Source organism: Actinoplanes sp. ATCC 53533, from assembly GCF_003947245.1.
Genome location: NZ_QHHV01000077.1, coordinates 1 through 16,600, shown reverse-complemented (window position 1 = coordinate 16,600; position 16,600 = coordinate 1). Strand labels below are relative to the sequence as shown.

General features: G+C 68.4%; 13 protein-coding genes. 2 read left to right on the top strand and 11 right to left on the bottom strand.

Going from position 1 to position 16,600, the window contains the following annotated elements:
- The 9 genes from DMB66_RS25345 to DMB66_RS61355 form a co-directional block, all read right to left on the bottom strand.
- The coding region (locus DMB66_RS25345; protein ID WP_233624827.1) for a S8 family serine peptidase at window positions 1-1,461 on the bottom strand (1,461 nt) is incomplete at its 3' end.
- A gap of 8 nt (window positions 1,462-1,469) precedes the next feature.
- On the bottom strand, window positions 1,470-2,768 hold the full coding sequence (locus tag DMB66_RS25340; RefSeq protein WP_125806619.1) for an MFS transporter: 1,299 nt from the start codon (window positions 2,766-2,768) through the stop codon (window positions 1,470-1,472).
- On the bottom strand, window positions 2,765-3,562 hold the full coding sequence (locus tag DMB66_RS25335; protein ID WP_158647351.1) for an alpha/beta fold hydrolase: 798 nt from the start codon (window positions 3,560-3,562) through the stop codon (window positions 2,765-2,767). The genes DMB66_RS25340 and DMB66_RS25335 overlap by 4 nt, the downstream gene beginning before the upstream one ends.
- Window positions 3,563-3,587: 25 nt before the next feature.
- Window positions 3,588-6,773 (bottom strand): non-ribosomal peptide synthetase, encoded by a 3,186-nt coding sequence (locus tag DMB66_RS25330; protein ID WP_125806617.1) that lies wholly within the window; start codon window positions 6,771-6,773, stop codon window positions 3,588-3,590.
- Window positions 6,770-7,912: a pyridoxal phosphate-dependent aminotransferase gene (locus DMB66_RS25325; protein WP_233624826.1), complete on the bottom strand. Its 1,143-nt coding sequence runs from the start codon at window positions 7,910-7,912 to the stop codon at window positions 6,770-6,772. Before DMB66_RS25325 ends, DMB66_RS25330 begins: the two co-directional genes overlap by 4 nt.
- The gene (dapF, locus tag DMB66_RS25320) at window positions 7,909-8,829 is read right to left on the bottom strand and encodes a diaminopimelate epimerase (protein ID WP_125806616.1); all 921 of its coding nucleotides are present in this window, start codon (window positions 8,827-8,829) and stop codon (window positions 7,909-7,911) included. The genes DMB66_RS25325 and dapF overlap by 4 nt, the downstream gene beginning before the upstream one ends.
- 81 nt (window positions 8,830-8,910) lie before the next feature.
- Complete coding sequence (locus tag DMB66_RS25315) at window positions 8,911-9,612, bottom strand: 2OG-Fe dioxygenase family protein (protein WP_125806615.1); 702 nt, start codon at window positions 9,610-9,612, stop codon at window positions 8,911-8,913.
- Window positions 9,613-9,659: 47 nt separating this feature from the next.
- Complete coding sequence (locus DMB66_RS25310; protein ID WP_125806614.1) at window positions 9,660-10,652, bottom strand: iron-containing redox enzyme family protein; 993 nt, start codon at window positions 10,650-10,652, stop codon at window positions 9,660-9,662.
- A gap of 118 nt (window positions 10,653-10,770) precedes the next feature.
- Window positions 10,771-10,908, bottom strand: a complete 138-nt coding sequence (locus tag DMB66_RS61355; protein WP_158647350.1) for a hypothetical protein — start codon at window positions 10,906-10,908, stop codon at window positions 10,771-10,773.
- Window positions 10,909-11,481: 573 nt separating this feature from the next.
- On the opposite strand from DMB66_RS61355, the gene DMB66_RS25305 reads away from it, so the two are divergent.
- Window positions 11,482-14,346, top strand: a complete 2,865-nt coding sequence (locus DMB66_RS25305; RefSeq protein ID WP_125806613.1) for a BTAD domain-containing putative transcriptional regulator — start codon at window positions 11,482-11,484, stop codon at window positions 14,344-14,346.
- 446 nt (window positions 14,347-14,792) lie between these two features.
- Here the strand turns inward: DMB66_RS25305 and DMB66_RS25300 are convergent, their stop codons facing one another.
- Window positions 14,793-15,326 carry a GNAT family N-acetyltransferase gene (locus DMB66_RS25300; protein ID WP_199752623.1) on the bottom strand — a complete coding sequence of 178 codons (534 nt, stop codon included), beginning with the start codon at window positions 15,324-15,326 and terminating at the stop codon, window positions 14,793-14,795.
- Window positions 15,327-15,344: 18 nt separating this feature from the next.
- Window positions 15,345-15,611 (bottom strand): integrase core domain-containing protein, encoded by a 267-nt coding sequence (locus DMB66_RS25295; protein ID WP_233624825.1) that lies wholly within the window; start codon window positions 15,609-15,611, stop codon window positions 15,345-15,347.
- A 364-nt stretch (window positions 15,612-15,975) separates the two neighbouring features.
- Between DMB66_RS25295 and DMB66_RS25290 the strand changes: the two genes are divergently transcribed.
- A partial coding sequence (locus DMB66_RS25290) for a hypothetical protein (protein ID WP_148112764.1) occupies window positions 15,976-16,600 on the top strand: 625 nt, incomplete at its 3' end.

Here is a 16,600-nt window from a genome sequence, read left to right as displayed (position 1 = left end):
GTGGGCGGCCCGGCTGGTGCTCTCGGCCCAGCGGAAGAACGAGCAGGTGCCGTCCTGGGTGCAATCTCTGAGCATCCCCTGCGCATCGCCGAGCGGAGTGATGTCGCCCTCCGGAGTCAGCCAGCCCTTGCCGGTGGCTGCGGCGCGGGAGTACGTCGACAGGATCTGATTTTCCCTGGCACCGAATGAAGGGGTGCCCAGCCCGTCTTTGCGGAAGCCGCCGGGGCCGCCGAGCTCGACCTCGGGGAGACCGTAGTTGGAGTAGTCGGCTTTGCCCCCCGACGGCCCGAGGCCGCTGACGCCGATCACGTGGCGCCCTTCGATGGGCATGGCCGCACAGCTGGCGCCGTCGATCTGCCGGGTGTAGGCAGAGTTGGCCGGGAAGTTCGGGCTGAACGCGTCCGGATTGGGTTTTCCGAGGTCGTCGTGGGAGAAGCCGATCGGCGAAATCAGGGTAATGCCCTTGCGGTGCGCGTAATCAAGCGCGCGGTTCACCGCCTCGATCGTGATGCGCTGTTCGAGCTGCTGCGCGGGCGTGTCGGCGGGGTTGTCCGGGCAGTTGTAGAGCCACGGGTCGATGTTGAACGGCAGGTTGATCACGTTGAGCCCGATGTCCGCGCCGTAGGTCAGGGCGTCGAGGAAAGGCTGCAGGAAAGTCCAGCCGCTGTCCTGGGTGGCCCTGATGTCCACGAGCGTGACACCGGGCGCCACGCCGGAGGTGCCGGACCCGTTGGCGGCGGCAGCGATCGTTCCGGCGACGTGGGTGCCGTGGCCGTAGTCGTCGTACCCGGGCGGGTCCACACAGCCGGCGAACTCGCACGGCCCGTCGATCACCACGCCGTTCACGTCGTTCGGGATGTCGGCCACGAAGTTGCGCGACGCGGCCAGGTCGACGTTCGTGGCCAGGTCACGGTGGGTGGCGTCGATCCCGGAGTCGATCACACCGACCCTTACCCGGTGGTCGCCCGGCTGACGCTCGCGGGCCTTGTCGGCACGCACCATCCGCAGGCCCCAGAGCTTGGCGTCCAGCGGGTCCATCCCAACCGCGGCCGTGCCGGCACCGGCTCGGGACGGACCGGCTGGGCTGTAGCCGGTCACGTCGGCGACCGTGGCCCCGACGCCGAGGTCGCTGCCGACGCTGCCCCCGCTGCTGCTGAGTGCCCGGCTGCGGGCCGCACCGAGCACCCCCGGTGCCACTACGCGCTCGGCAAAATCGGCGGCCGAGCTCTGCGCCACGACCAGCCCGAGCGCGCGGTTCTCACGCAGCACTGTGCCCTGGGCTGCGCGGATGGCGGCCAGTGCAGCATCATGCCGACCACCATCGGCGAGCAGCACAGTGTAGGCCACCGGCCCGGTGGTGGGTGCCGCTCCGGCCGCCGCCCCGTCCGGTGCCGAGCCTGCCATCGCCAGCCCGGACGCCACTGATAGTGCTGCGGCGAGCACCCGTCCTCGTTGAACCATTTTCGGTGTCACTCCCTCGTACGCTCGGGGATCGGATTGAGTGGTGCCTTGGATCGGGTTTCCGGCATTGCCGTCAGTCGGCTGACCGGGGAAAGCAGCACCGGCAGCAGCATCAGCACCGCGGCGGCACCGACGGTCCACAACGCGGGGCGCAGGCCGACGGCGCCGGCCAGCAGTCCGCTGACCGGGCCGCCGAGAGCACCGCCGCCGAACAGCAAGGTGCGAATGGCCGCGTTCATCCGGCCCATCAGGTGCGGCGGTGTCACCGTCTGCCGAAGGCTCACGATCAGCACGTTGGACACCGCGAGCCCGCCGTAGGCGATAAAGAACGAAGCCACGAACAGACCGAGAACCAGCCATTGTGGCCCGGCGGCCAGTGGGATCAGCACCGGGCCGATGAACGTCCCGGCCAGCGACCAGAAGTAGACCTGGCCGGGCGGGTAGCGGGCGAGCAGCCGGCCGGACACCAGGGAGCCGAGCAGCCCGCCGACCGCGCCGAGCGAGAAGACCACGCCCAATTGCGCCGGGGACAGGCCGCCATCGCGCACCGCATAGACGATGAACATCGTCGACGTGGCCATGGTGAAGAAGTTGCAGAAGGCGCCGACGAAGGCGATCGACCGCAGGTAACTGTTGCCGAACACCCACCGCAGGCCGCCGGCCAGTTCGGCCAGCAGATGTCGCCGGGCCGCGGCCGATGAGGGCGCCGGCTCCCTGGTGGGGATGGCGGCCAGCAACACCACCGAGACCAGATAGCTCACCGCGTCGACAACCATCGCCACCGGCGCGGTGAGCGCACTGATCAGCACGCCGGCGAGGCCGGGCCCGGCAGCATCTGCGGAACTGGCGGTGATCGACAGCTTGGAGTTGGCCTCCACCAGGTACTTCCTGTCGCGGAGCAGGCCCGGCAGGTATGACATCCAGCTGACATCGAACAGCACCGACGCCACGCCGATGCCGAACGCCAGCACCAGCAGCACCGGCTGCGTGAGCCTGTCCATCCCGGCCAGCACCGGCACCAGCCCGATGAGCACTGCCCGCACCGAATTGGCGCCGAGCATCAACGGCCGCCGCCGCACCCGGTCCACCCACACGCCGAACAGCAGCGCGAAGGCCGGGTACGGTGCCAGCTGCATGAATCGCAGGAACCCGACCTGCTCGGGACCGGCATCGAAGACCAGCACCGCGGTCAGCGGTAGCGCCAGCGTGGTGACCTGCGTGCCGTAAAGCGACAGCGTCTCGCCAGCCCAGAACTTGAGAAAGTCCGGGTTGCGCCACAGCGCGCCACGAGACCGCGTGGAGCTCATCGCTGCAGGCCCGCGACAATGCCGGCGATGGTTGACAGGCCGTTCCCGGTCCAGATGGAATGGTGGTCGCCCTCGAGGGTGTACTTGCGCAGGTCCGGTGCCACCCGCTCCCAACGCATCTCATCATCGGGTGACTTGGCGGCCCTGATATGGGTCACCGGCCCGTGATACGGCGTGCGCACCTCGAAGTCGAACAGCGCGGCCACGTGCGCCCGGAAGATGCGGTAGCGCTGCAGGAGCAGCTCGGCGTCCACCTCCTCGGGCAGGATCGCCGCGCATTCGATCGCGTCGAAGACCGCCGCCGGGTCGGCGTCCGCGGGTTGCGGCCCCACTATCGCGTCGAGCTCGCCGGCCAAGGGGGTCGACGAGGTCGCGGCGTCGGTCGAGGTATGTGCCACCGCCGTCAGATCGTGCAGGAACTTCAGCAGCATCGCCTTCTCCGGCGGCAGCGGCGCCCGATACGGCACATGGACGTCGACTAGCACGAGCGCCGGCACGGCGACCCCTGCCGCGGCCAGCTGCTGCGCCATGTCGTAGGCCACCACCCCGCCGAGCGACCAGCCGAGCAAGGTCACCGGCCGGCCCGGCCAGTGCGTGCACAGCAGCGACACGTAATACTCGGACAACTCCGTCAGGGTGCGGGCGGGCGGGCGATCGTCGTCGTAGCCGGGCGCCTCGAAGCCGTACACCGGCTGGTCGTCGCCGAGTAGCCCGGCCAGCCCGAGGTAGGAATACGCCGAACCGGAAACGGGGTGCACGCAGAACAGCGGCGTGCGCGTACCCGTCTCCCGCATCGTTACGATCGTGTCCGGCAGCGAGTCAGGCATCGATCATGTCCGCTATCTTGGCGGCGATCGCGTTCACCGCTGACCTGCCGTAGAGCATCCGGACATTGATCTTGACTCGGAACTTCTTGTTGATCCGGCTGACCGCCCGCATGGCTTGCAGCGAGTTGCCGCCGAGTTCGAAGAAGTTGTCCAGCGAGCCCACTCGTGGCAGCGCCAGCACCTCGGCGAAGATCTCGCAGACGCCGGCCTCGGTCGGGGTCTGCGGCGGTACGAACTCAGCGTCCGCCGGCTCGTTCTGCTCCACCGGTGCCGGTAGTGCCTTGCGGTCGATCTTGCGGGCCGTGGTCAGCGGGAACTCGTCGAGCACCACCCAGGCCGTGGGCACCATGTATTCCGGGACCTGCTCGCCGAGGTGCCGCTTGAGCTCGGCGATGCTCGGCGCCGGCTCGGACTCGGCGGTCACGTAGCCGACCAACTGCTTCTCGCCGCGCGAGTCCGGCCGCAGTAGCACCACGGCCATCCGCACCTGCGGGTGCAGCTGCAGCGCCGACTCGATCTCGCCGAGCTCGATGCGCAGCCCACGCAGCTTCACCTGGTGATCGATGCGACCGAGGAATTCCAGCTCCAGGTCCGGCCGCCAGCGCACCAGGTCGCCGCTGCGGTACACCCGGCCGGCCGGCCGGAACGGGTCGGGGATGAACGTCTCCGCGGTCAGCTCAGGCTGGTTGAGGTAGCCGCGGGCCAGCCCGTCGTCGCCGCCGATCAGCAGTTCACCGGCGATGCCCGGCGGGGTGAGGTTGCCGGCCCGGTCCACGACGTACACCAGCCGGTTCAGTTCCGGGTGGCCGATCGGCGGCGGGGTACGCCAGTCCACCTGCTCGCAGACGTACTCGGTGCAGGCCACCGTGGCCTCGGTCGGACCGTAGAGGTCCACGAAGATCCGGCCGGGCAGATTCCACTTGTTGACCATCTCGGCCGGCACCGCGTCGGCACCGCTCATCACCCCGCGCAGGTCGGGGTACGGGTCGGGATCGAGCACCGACAGGATGGCCGGCGACAGGCCGGCGTAGGTCACCCGCTGGTCGCGCATCAGCCGGCTCAGTGCGTCCGGCGACAGCCCTTCCTCCGGCGACACCAGTACCAACGTCGCGCCCACGGTGAGGCCGGTGAAGATTTCGCCGATGGACATGTCGAAGGTCAGCGCGGGCAGCTGCAGCATCCGGGAACCGGCGCCGAAGTCGAACGTCCGCCGGTACGCCTGCAGGAAGCATTGGAGATCGCGGTGATCAACCATGACGCCCTTGGGCTGGCCGGTCGAGCCGGAGGTGTAGAGCACGTAGGCAAGCGACCGGCCGGTGGCCCACTCGGCCAGTGGCCGGCCGGCGGGGATGGCCTCGATAGAGTCCCACTCGGCGTCCAGCGGCACGACGGCCCAGCCGCTGGCCGGTGGGAGCTGCGGCAGGTGCCTGGTGCGGGTGAGCAGCAGCCGGGTGGCGGTGTCGTGCAGCATGTAATCCAGCCGCTTGGCCGGGTGGCTCGGGTCGAGCATGGTGAACGCCGCACCGGCCTTGAGCACGCCGAGCATGGCGACCAGCGCGTCCAGGTCGCGGTCCATCGCGATGGCCACGATGTCCTCGTGCTCGATGCCGTGCGAGCGCACCAGCCGGGCCACCAGGTCGGCCCGCCGGTCCAACTCGGCATACGTCATCTCGACGTTGCGGCAGACCAGCGCCACCGTGTCCGGTTTGGCCCTGGCCACCTCCGCGACGGTGACGTGCACGGCGTCGTGGGGATACTCGACGACCTCACCGCGGCCGGCCGCCAGGATCCGGGACCGCTCGACCTCGGACAGCATCGGCACCTGCCACACTCGCAGGGACGGCTCGGCAGCGACCGCGCTGAGCGCGGTCTGGATGTGGTCCGCCAGCCCTTCGATCCGCCAGCGGTCGAACAGGTCGGTGGCGTAGCCGATGTCCAGCCGTAGGCTGTCCGCCGACTCCCAGAAGTTGATCACTAGGTCGAACATGGCCAGCTCCGAGCCGAGCTTCACCCGCTCGGACTCGGTGCCGGGTAGCTGGAAGCCCGCTCCGGACATGCTGTCGCCGAGAACCTGCACCGACACCTGGAACAGCGGGTTGCGGCTGGGATCGCGGATCGGCTGCACCCGCTGCACTACCATCTCCAGCGGGATCTCCTGGTGCTCGTAGAGATCGAGATTGGCGTCGGCGATGCGTTCCAACAGCTCGGCGAAGGTCGGGTCGCCGGCCAGGCTGGTGCGCAGAACCACCATGTTGATGAACATGCCGACCAGGTCCTCCAGGTCCGGGTCGACCCGGCCCAGCATCGGCACCCCGAGCGGGATGTCCTCCTCGCCGGTGTAGCGCGCCAGCACGATGGTCACCGCGGCGGTGAGCACCATGAACAGCGACACACCGTGCTGCTTGGCGAGCTCGCGCAGGCTGGCCAGCAGCTCCGGGTCGCAGTCCACGCTGAGCATGTCGCCGCGACCGCTGGGCACCGTGGGGCGCAGCCGGTCGGTCGGCAGCTCCAGCACCGGCAGCCCGGCGAGCGACTGCTCCCAGTACCGCAGCTCCTCCTCCAGCGCCTTGCCGGAGAGCCGCTCGCGCTGCTGCGCGATGTGCTCGGCGTAGCTCATCACCGGCTGCGGCAGCGCCGGCTCGGATCCGGCGAGTAGCGCCCGGTACGTGGCCGTCAGCTCGGCGATCACCGAACCCGACGACCAGCCGTCGATCACGATGTGGTGCCAGCCGAGCCAGAACACGTACTCGTCGCCGCGCAGCCGCCAGAGCCTGAAGCGGTACAGCGGCTGTGTCAGGTCGAACGGGGTGCGGCTCTCGGCGTCCAGTGCGTCCTGGAGCGCCTGCTCGCGCTCAACGGCCGGCAGGTCGCTCAGGTCGGTCACGATCAGCTCGACCTCGCGGCACGGGCCGATCACCTGGTACGGGCTGCCGTCCTCGGTGTCGAACGTGGACCGCAGCATGTCGTGCCGGTTCACCACCCGGCTGAGGCTGGCGTGCAGCACGCCGACGTCCAGCGCCCCGCGCAGCCGGTAGGCGAATCCCAGGTTGTAGACGATCTCATCGGGACTCAGCTGGCGAAGAAACCACAGCTGCTCCTGACCGAAGGACAGCGGAAGCCGGGTCGGCTCGGCGGCCACGGCTCGGTCGAGCGCCCGCGCTCCGTTGGCGGTTCTCATCTGCTCACGTACTCCATTCGGCCCGGGCCTTTGTTCGGCGACATCGTGGTTGGGGGATCCCGGTCGACCGGAACCGACTGCAGTACGGCGTCGATGCGACGCAGCCCTTCGGCCAGTTCTCGCTGCTCACGGGCGAAGCACAGCCGCACGCCGCCCTCGCCGCCGAGCGTCTCGGCCGGCATCAGCAGTACACCGGCGTCGAGCACTCGACGGCAGAACGACAAGGCAGACTCCCCTGTGGTCAGTTGCAACCATGCGAACGGAGTCCCGTCGGGAGGCAAGAGATGCAGCTTGCCGGGGTGCCGCGCCACCCAGTCGCGCAGCAGCCGTAGGCCGCCGCCGGTCAGCCGGTGGTACTCGGTGGCGTAGAACTGGCGATCGGCGAGCACCTCGCACGCCAGCGCCTCGCAAAGCACCGAGTTCGAGATGGACGTCAGGTGCTTGCGCTCGGCGCACGCGGCGACCACGGTGGGCGGCCCGTACAACCAGCCCACCCGCAGCCCGGGCAGGCCGTAGACCTTGGACAGGCTGGAAACCGAGAGCACCCGGTCGTTGCCAACCGCGGCCGAGGAGGCCAGATCCAGCGAGTACTCCTCGTCCAGCAGCAGGTACCCGCCGGTCTCGGCGACCAGGTCGGCGAGGGCGGCCAGCTCGTGCTGCCCGGCCCGCCTCCCGGTCGGGTTACACGGTGTGTTCACCACCACCAACCGCAGGTTCGGGCGGGCTGCGGCCCGCACCGCGTCCACGTCGATGGTGAAATCGCCGCTCAGGTCGAGCACGTCCACCTGGGCGGACAGCAGGGTGGGCACGGCCCAGGACTGCGGCCAGCCCGGCCGGAAGGTGATCACCTGGTCGCCCGGCCGCAGCAGCACGTTGTACAGGAGGTACAGCGCCTCCTGCGCCCCGTGCGTCACCGTCACCGAGTCGGCCCGGTCGCCGTACTGCTCGGCGATCAGCTCGCGGAGCCGCTGAGTTCCCCGGTCCATGCCGTAGTTCAGCTCGATGTCGGCCGGGACGGCGAGCGACGCCAGTCGCCGGCACTGCACGTTGCTGTCACCGAGGTCGATGTCGTACCGGCCGGCGGCGTCCTCGAACACCCACCGCCGCATCGGGTACTCGGTGCTGATCCCGGTGCTCATGCCCGCACCCCTGCGGGCTCAGAGTGCGGTACCGCGGCGTCTTGATCGGCGTGGTTGCCGAGCCGGGCGACTAGCGCGGCAGCCAGCGTGCCGCTCAGCACGTGCTCGGCGCTGCCGGTCATGGTCACCGTGCCGTCCGGTGCCACGGTCACGCCGATCTCCCCGCCGGCCATCCGCACGGTGATCTCAACGCCGGTGTCAACCTGGCCGAGCCGGTGCGCCACCGCGGTCGCCGCGCAGCCGCTGCTGCCCGAGGCCAGCGTGTAGCCGGCCCCGCGCTCCCAGACCTCAATCTGGATCGTCCGGCGGTCCAGCACCCGCAGGAACTGAACGTTGGTCCTCGTCGGGAAGCGCCCGTGCTCGGCGATCAAGGGTCCGAGCGCGCAGGCAAGCTCGCGGGTCGGGTGCTCAGTGAGCACCACGGCGTGCGGGTTGCCCAGGTTGAGGGCGGTCACCGTCAGCTGCCGGCCGTCGACGAGCAGCGGTTGCTCGACGGCGAGCCCGGTGATGCCGAGCATCGGCACCGCTGCGGCGTCGAAACACGGCCCGCCCATGCCGACGCTGACGACGCCGGCCGACTGGTCGACGATGCGCACCGACGAGTCGCCGCCCAAGGTGCGCACGGTGAACTCCCGCACTCCGGGCAGGTGCCGCGCGGCCACGTGCAGGGCGAATATCCGGATGCCGTTGCCGCTCTTCTCGCACTCGCTGCCGTCAGAGTTGAAGATCCGCAGCCGCACTGGTCGGCTCGCATGCACCGGGCCGATCGGGCCGAAGAGCACCCCGTCAGCGCCGATCCCGAAATTCCGGTCGCACAGCAGCAGGGCGTCCTGTCCGGTCGGCTCGAAGGCGGCGTCCCTCGGGTCGATCACCACATAGTCGTTACCAAGGGCCTGGTATTTGGTGAAGTGAGTCATCTCGTCAATCCCTCATCACGGCCGGGCCCAACCTGCGGCACCGTGCACTAAGGACAGTGCGCTGGCGGGAATCCACAGTGCTCAGCTGCCAGTGACCCCGGACTCGGCCAACGCCGCCTGGTCGTGCTCGTCGCCGTACCATTTCTCCTGCCAGCGGGAGAACGCCACGATCACGATGTCGCGGTGCGCCGGGCCGCCATCCGCGGATTCGACGTCGGTCACGTCGTGCGCGATCGCCCGGTCGTCCAGCAGCACCGCCTGCCCGGCGTCGAGGGTGCCGCTCCAGAACGGCGCTTCGGCGCCGTCGTACCACAGCCGGGTCTCGGCGCCGGCGACGTTGTGGCGCCGCAGCACGGCGATCATCACGAACTCGTGGCCGTCGTGGTGCACGCCCTCCGGGGTCAGCGGGCCCACCCGATCAGCCTCGGCCCGCGTCCGGTTCTGGTGCACGTTGATCTGCCAGCTCTCGCTGGTGTCCAGCGGGAAGGCTGCGGCGCCGGCGGCGATCATCCTGGTGAAGTCCGCCTCGATCGGTTGGTAGATCCGACGGATACCGCCGGCCACCCGGTTGAACTTGGTGAACGTGGTGTAGTCCCGGTGCGGCAGCAGCTCGAAGTCCCAGCCCTGGTCCTGCTCCCAATGCATCCGGTACTGGGAGAACCGCTTGAAGCGGGTGCCATTACCCATGTAGTCGTCGACCGGGCAGCGGTCATAGCTGTGCAGGACGTCCACCGGTGGCGCCGGCAGGTCGATCACGGTGAAGTGCTGGTGGTTCAGTGGCATGGAACGTCTGGCCTTCCTGTGTGTTCTTGGCGGGATGTGCGCGGCGGTCAGCGGTAGGTGCTGGGCATTCGCTCGTCGAGATAGCGGCACGAGGAGTTCAGCCGCCACAGGGCGCCGCGCACGATGCCGCGGCGCATGGCGGGAGAGGACGCGGCGGGGATCACCACGTTGTGGAACCAGCCGGCGGCGTGCTGCGCGTCGATCGTGATGTGCAGCCGGTGGTAGACGATGCCGACATCGGGCAGGCCGAGCCGCTCCCATGCCTTGACCACCTGCACGAATCGGTCGGGCACCAACCACTCGGTCATCCCGAGGAAGCCGACGGCCTCGGCATAGAAGTTGCGGTAGCGGCTCAGTAGAACCGCCAGGTTGCCGTTGAGCAGGGCGTTCGCGCTGAGCCCGGTCTCCAGTTCGGCCGAGGTGATCTCGAATACCTCGAATATCTTGTTGAACAGGTGGGTGTGGACCTCAGCCTGGTTGCCATTGCCCATCTCGTCCCAGAAGTTGGTGGCAATCTCCATCTTGGCGCCGCCGCTGGTGCCCACCTGCATCATCGCCAGCAGGTCGTCGAAGCGGCCGTCGACCACCGACTCCTGCATCACGTAATTGCGCAGGTCGTCGACCGTCGCGTGGTTCTTGATGAAGTCCTGGTAGTACGGGTGCTTGAACACCCGGTGTGCGCGGGCGGTCCTTTTGAGCCAGGACAGGTACGCCTTCGGCTGGGCCGGCGCCTGGTCCAGGGTGCCCGGCTCGATCCGGTCGTCCTCGGCGGCCAGCGTCGCGGTCTCGAGCAGCCGCATCACCTCGTGCACCACCACCGATCCCTCAGCGGTCGGCTGTTCGGGGATCTGCATGGTCAGCTGGTAGGTCCTGGCCAGAAGGAGTTGCTGGCAGTAGTGGGCGTACCGGTCGCCGGCCGCGGCGTCGGCGTTCATCACAGAAACAGCGAGTCGCAACCGGTCGAGCTCGCCAGCAAGCTCCCGGTCCACCTCCTCAGCGGGTGTGGACAGCCAGGCGGAGATTTCTTCGACGACAGCCATCGGATCAGATCCGATCGCATTGGCGCGGACAGGAACATCGATAGTGTTGGACAAACCAACTACTCCCATCTCGGTTGAAAAGATCGAGCCCCTGCGGCAGAAGCCTGGAACGATCTCGCTATGCGGGCATGCCGGCACCGATGGGGACCGGCAGCCCGACGGGCACCAGCAGGACGGCGGCGGCCACGACAACAACGACGGCCGCGGCGTCGGAGATCAGACAGCCATGAAGCTCCCCCTCTTGCTGGATCTCCACCGATCGCAGCGATGTGTATGCCCTGGGTTCCCAGGATCGGGATGCGGTTGGACAAGTCGCTGGACTTCCGGCTGGACTTCGTTGGAGCCATACCTGGAGGATTGACCCGGCGAGCGGGTCGACGTTGGACGATCGCAGCCGCGCGGCGACCCGCCGGCGTTGGCTCAGCGATCCCACCGACGACGGGGCCCGCCTGACGGTTACGGTCGACACCCGGTTGGCTGACCCACGGACAGATCGAGCGACAGCTGCTGGGCTTCGACGTGCGCGTGCATGATGGGGTGTGTCGGCTGCTCGCTGGCGGCGCTGAGGTCGACGGGCGGAAGCAGCGGCAAGGGCGAACCGCGTTGTTACGGCGGTCGAGCAGGACGCGGGTGTGGTCTCACGCCTGCCGGCAGCCGGGCCGTAACTGCGAGCCGGGATCGATGCTGGTTGCGGTGCGCTCAGATAAGACGGGATTACTGGTGGCTACGCCTTTTGCCTGCCGCACTTTGGAAAACTAATAAGGACAGACATTGACGAAGTCCACTAGACTCCCAGCACCATAACAATCTAGCGGATCCGGGTGGCTGCATGCGTTTCGAGGTGCTCGGCCCGTTACGGGTGCGGAGTGGTGACAGCGAGCTGAACCTTGGTCCGATTCAGCAACGGGTGGTCCTCGCCGTGCTGCTGTCGCGAGCCAACCGGCCGGTCAACCGGGATCAGCTCATTGCGGCGGTGTGGGGCGACGCGCCACCGGCATACGCCGTAAACCTGGTGCAAAAGCATGTCGCCCGGATACGCCGGGTGCTGGAGCCGGCCCGAACCCCTCGCACGCAATCGCGCAGGCTCACGTGGACCGACGCCGGCTACCGCCTGGCCGTGCCGGCTGAAGACCTGGACCTCAGCCGATTCGATACCGGGCTCGCCAAGGCGCGCCGCGCTCGGGCCGCCGGTGACCTCACGGGCGCGATCGTGGCCTTGCGGGCGGCCCTGGAGCAGTGGAGCGGCCCGTTCTGCACGGGCCTGTCCAGCCCGCTGCTGGACGCCGAGCGTGACCGGCATGAAGAGTGGCGCGTCGAGGCCATCGTGGAACGCATCGAACTCGACCTCGAGTCAGGCGCGCATCGTGACCTCGTCCCGGAGCTGCGCAGCCTGCTCACCGAACATCCGCTGCGCGAGCGGGTGTGGAGCCTGCTGATGATCGCGCTGTACCGGACGGGCCGTGCTGCGGAGGCGCTGTCGGTGTTCCAGGAGGCGCGGCGCTATCTCATCGACGAACTCGGCCTGGAGCCCACCGAGCAGCTGCGCCGGGTGCACGAACAGATCCTCAGCGGCGACCCCGCCATCGCCCAGCGGGCCCCGCTGGGCGGAGGCGTCGTCGTCGGTGGTACGAGCACGGTGCCGCGGCAACTGCCCGCGAGCGCCTTCTGGTTCGCCGGGCGGGCGGAGGAGCTGGCTCGCCTGGACGACCTGCTGGCCCAACTGCCGGCCGGCGCGCCCAGCGCGGTAGTGATCTCAGCGGTGTCCGGCTCCGCCGGCGTGGGCAAAACAGCGTTGGCCGTGCACTGGGCCCACCGGGTCGCCGACCAGTTCCCCGACGGTCAGCTCTACATCAACCTCCGCGGCTTCGACCCGGACCGGCGGGCGATATCGCCGACCGCGGCGGTGCACGCGCTGCTCGTCGCCCTCGGCGTGCCGCCCGAACGGATCCCACCGAGCCTCGACGCGCGGGCCGCCCTGTACCGGAGCACGCTGGCCGACAAGCGGATTCTGGTACTCCTGGACAACGCCCGCGACGCCAACCAGGTCCGTCCGCTACTCCCCGGCACCCGTTCGGCGCTGGCCATGGTGACCAGCCGCAACCGGCTGACCTCCCTTGTCGCGGCCGAGGGTGCGCACCCGCTCAGCCTCGACGTGCTCTCGCCCGCGGATGCCCATGACCTGCTCCGCAGAAGGCTCGGCCACAGCCGCGTCTCGGCCGAGCCCGAGGCGGCCGACCGGATCGTCGCGGCGTGCGCCCGGCTGCCACTCGCGTTGAACATCGTCGCGGCCCGCGCCCAGCAGACCGGCTTTCGCCTGGCCGAGATCGCAGCCGAGCTCCACCGGGCCGGGCAGCGGCTGACCGTACTCGATGCCGGAGACCCGACCGGACGTGTCCGTTCGGTGTTCGCGCTGTCGTACGCCGCGCTCACCGAACCGGCGGCGCGCTTGTTCCGGCTGGTCGGCCTGCACCCGCGGCCAGAGTTCTCGGCGACGGCGGCGGCCAGCCTCATCGGCGAGTCGCCGGCCCAGGTCCGTGCGCTGCTGGTCGAGCTCGACTTGGCCAGCCTGTTGACCGAACACAGGCCGGGGCGGTACGCGCTGCACGACCTGCTGCATGCCTACGCGGGGGAACTCGCCGACGATCGGCCGGCCGAACCGGATCGGCGAGCGGCTCTGCACGGGATGTTCGACTACTACCTGCACAGCGCCTACGCGGGCGAGCGGCTGCTGTACCCCAACCGCGATCCGATCACTCTCACCCCACCTCTCCACACGGTCGTCGTCGAGGAATTCTCCGACGGAGCCCAGGCGATGAGCTGGTTCGCGATCGAGTACCCGGTGCTGGTCGCCAGCGCCGACCTCGCCTCCAACGCGGGGTTCGACCAGCACGCCTGGCAGCTGGCCTGGGTCCTGGGGACGTTCCTGCAACGACGCAGGCAATGGTCGGATCTCGCCGCGATCGGACGGGTCGCGCTGCAGGCCGCCGACCGGCTGGCAGACGCCACCGGTCAGTTTCACGCGCTGCGCCTTCTCGCCATCGCGCTGACCCGGTTGCGCAGGTACGACGAGGCCGAGGAGTATGTGCGGCGAAGCATCGACGTGTCGGCGAGGTGGAACGATCCGGTCAGCCAGGCCACCGGCCATCGGATCCTGAGTGATCTGCTCCTCGCCCAGGAGCGCCACCAGGAGGCGATCACCCACGCTGAGCGGGCGCTCGACCTGTACCTGGCGGTGAACCACCTGGCCGGCCAGGCCCTTGCCCTCAACGCAATCGGCTGGGGCCACGCCCGAGCCGGCGACCATCGTCGCTGCATCACCCGCTGTGAACAAGCGCTGGTGCTGCACCAGCAGCTCGGCAACCGCCTGGCGGAGTCGGCCACCTGGCACAGCCTGGGCTACGCACACCATCACCTAGGCCAAGACCGTGAGGCCATCGCCTGTTTCGAGCGTGCGTTACGGATAACCCGGGAGATGAGCGACTGGGACGGCGAGGTCAACATACTCAACGACCTCGGCGATGCCCTGCACGCCGCCGGTGACACCGACGCGGCCCGCCGCGCCTGGCAGCACGCGGCGGACGTACTCGGCGCGGCAGACCCCTCGGTCGCCGATCAACTCCAGATCAAGATCGCGACGGTGAGGTTTCGGGAAGAGCTGGATCCTTCGGGCAGTGTGCACACCCGTCCGCACTGATCCTCGGGTTCCCCGGCACATCGGCTGTGCCACGGTCTTGGCTGTCGCGCGCGGCCGCACCGCCGGTGCCGGCCACCATGACCGCGGCGCAGAAGAGCGCCATTGACAAGCGACGAAGTGGGACATTCATGATTTACTCCACGGATGCTGGCTGGCTTTGGAATGTGAGAGTAGCAATTCGCGGGTCAGGCGCTGACTTTTATAGCACCACGGCATGCATGAAGGTCTTTCCGAGCTGACAACTCGACGGATATGAAATACGCCCGGCCGCCGTTGAACCGGGCGAGTCGGGTTCGCCACCAAGCTCGATCTCGCGGTCGAGCTACTCGCCGAGGCGCACGCCGCGAGCGTGCCGTTCGGCCGCGATGCTCCACCCGAAACCATCCGCGCCGTCACAGGCCTCGCCTGCGACCGCGCCGCCGCGCTCCCGGCGGCGGTCGGGCGAATCAACCGGCGGATCGGGCCGGACGCTCGTAAAGGTATTCAGTGTCGTCCTGCTCGTCCCTCTGCTCGCCGACGTGAACGAAACCGAAACCGGCGATAGTGGCCAGTGAGGCTTCGTTGTCCGGGCGGATAGTAGCCCGGACCGTGATCGCCGACGGCTCCGCGGCCGCCCACTCCAGCAGCGCGGCCACCATGGCCCGAGCGTAACCACGCCGGCGGAACGCCGGGTCCGTGCCGTATCCCATCTCCACCATGCCGGCGGCGTCGGGTGGTCCGTGGAAGCCACCGGTGCCCACCGCCACGCCGTCGGGCACCGTTACCGCCGCGCGGACGACCCAGTCTTCGGCGGACGGGTCGGCGGCGATCTGGAGTAGTCGCATCCGCCACAGCCAGTCGACCTCGTCGGAGAGGAACCATTCCGAGAGCGGAACACCGGTCAGCGTCCGGGCGGTGGCCAGGTCGCCGGCGAGTAGAGCCTCGAAGACGGCCGGGCCCAGGCGGACGAAACGTACGGACGGGGGCGCAGTGTGGGGCATGCCGGAGATCATCGCATGTCAATCCCCCGGAATCGTGGAGGGTTCCGCTATGCGGCTTCGGTCCTCTTGGCTTTCGGCCATGAAGTGTTCGTAGTCGATGGGTGACATGCCGTCGCAGGTGCTGTGCCTGCGGCGCAGGTTGTAGAAGTCGACGATCCAGGTGGAGATCTCCAGGCGGGCCTCGGCCCGGGTGGTGAACCGGTGCCGGTGGATGTACTCGACCTTGATGGTGGAGTTGAAGGATTCCGCGGCGGCGTTGTCCAGCGCGGAGCCGACCCGGCCCATGGACTACAGCACGCCCAGACGCCGGCAGGCGGTCTCGCAGGCCTCGCTGGCGTACTCGCTCTGCCTCGGTCGGAGTGGAAGATCACCCCGTCCACGGTGCCACAGCGGGTGGCGGCGGCCATGGGCGAATTCAGTCGGCCTTGAGGTGGAGAGGCCCGACGCGGCTGAGAATGGGCTCGACTCTGCGGCGTACCATGAGTTCGGTCGAATCAGCCAGCTTTACGGAGATTCATTGGACGGCTCGGCGGAACGGGGTTCAGGTGAACCGAAAACGCCTCGGTCACGCGGCGCTCTGACGGCAGCTCCAAGATCTCGATCATTTAGGATCTTGATTGCTCGCTTGAAACACCTACTCCGGCACCGCATGCGCTGGTTTCGGGTCGCCGCCGGCGTGGGTTCAATTCGAAATCGCATCTGGGACGAAAGCGGTCCCGTCCTTCGTGGGACCATCATCATCTCGCCCATCGCGGGCTGCCTGACCTTCGCCTTGAGCATGTGGGGCGACGCAACCGGGTTTTGGTCGGACAAGCCTTTCCTCACAAATATGGTTTCGACCCTGGCCGGAGCCTTCTTTGGCATCCCGTTCGCCCTCGTTGTGCTCCAACGGTTGGCCATGGATCAAGCGAACCGCGTGGAACGAGCCGGCGCTCAACGGCTCGCGGTGCGTACCGGGCAAGAATTATGGGCTGTCGCGGTTGCCGCAACCGGAGCCAACAACACCGGGTCTCCGCCGAGTGCGTACCAAGCCATCGATCGCCTCTCATCTGCCGTGATGCAGATGAAGGCGCTGACCAAACATGCATTCTCGTTGTTCGGCGCCCCAGACAGTCTAACTGGCCTCAGCACTCAAAACGAGCGCTATGCGTTCACCAGGGAAGAGATTGAAAGCATGCTCAATGCCATCCAAGAGGCGGCTGGCGAGTGGAACTCAATCCTAGAAGATCGATCAAAATTCAGAGCGAACCTCGGCCATGTTCGAGCGCAGTGGG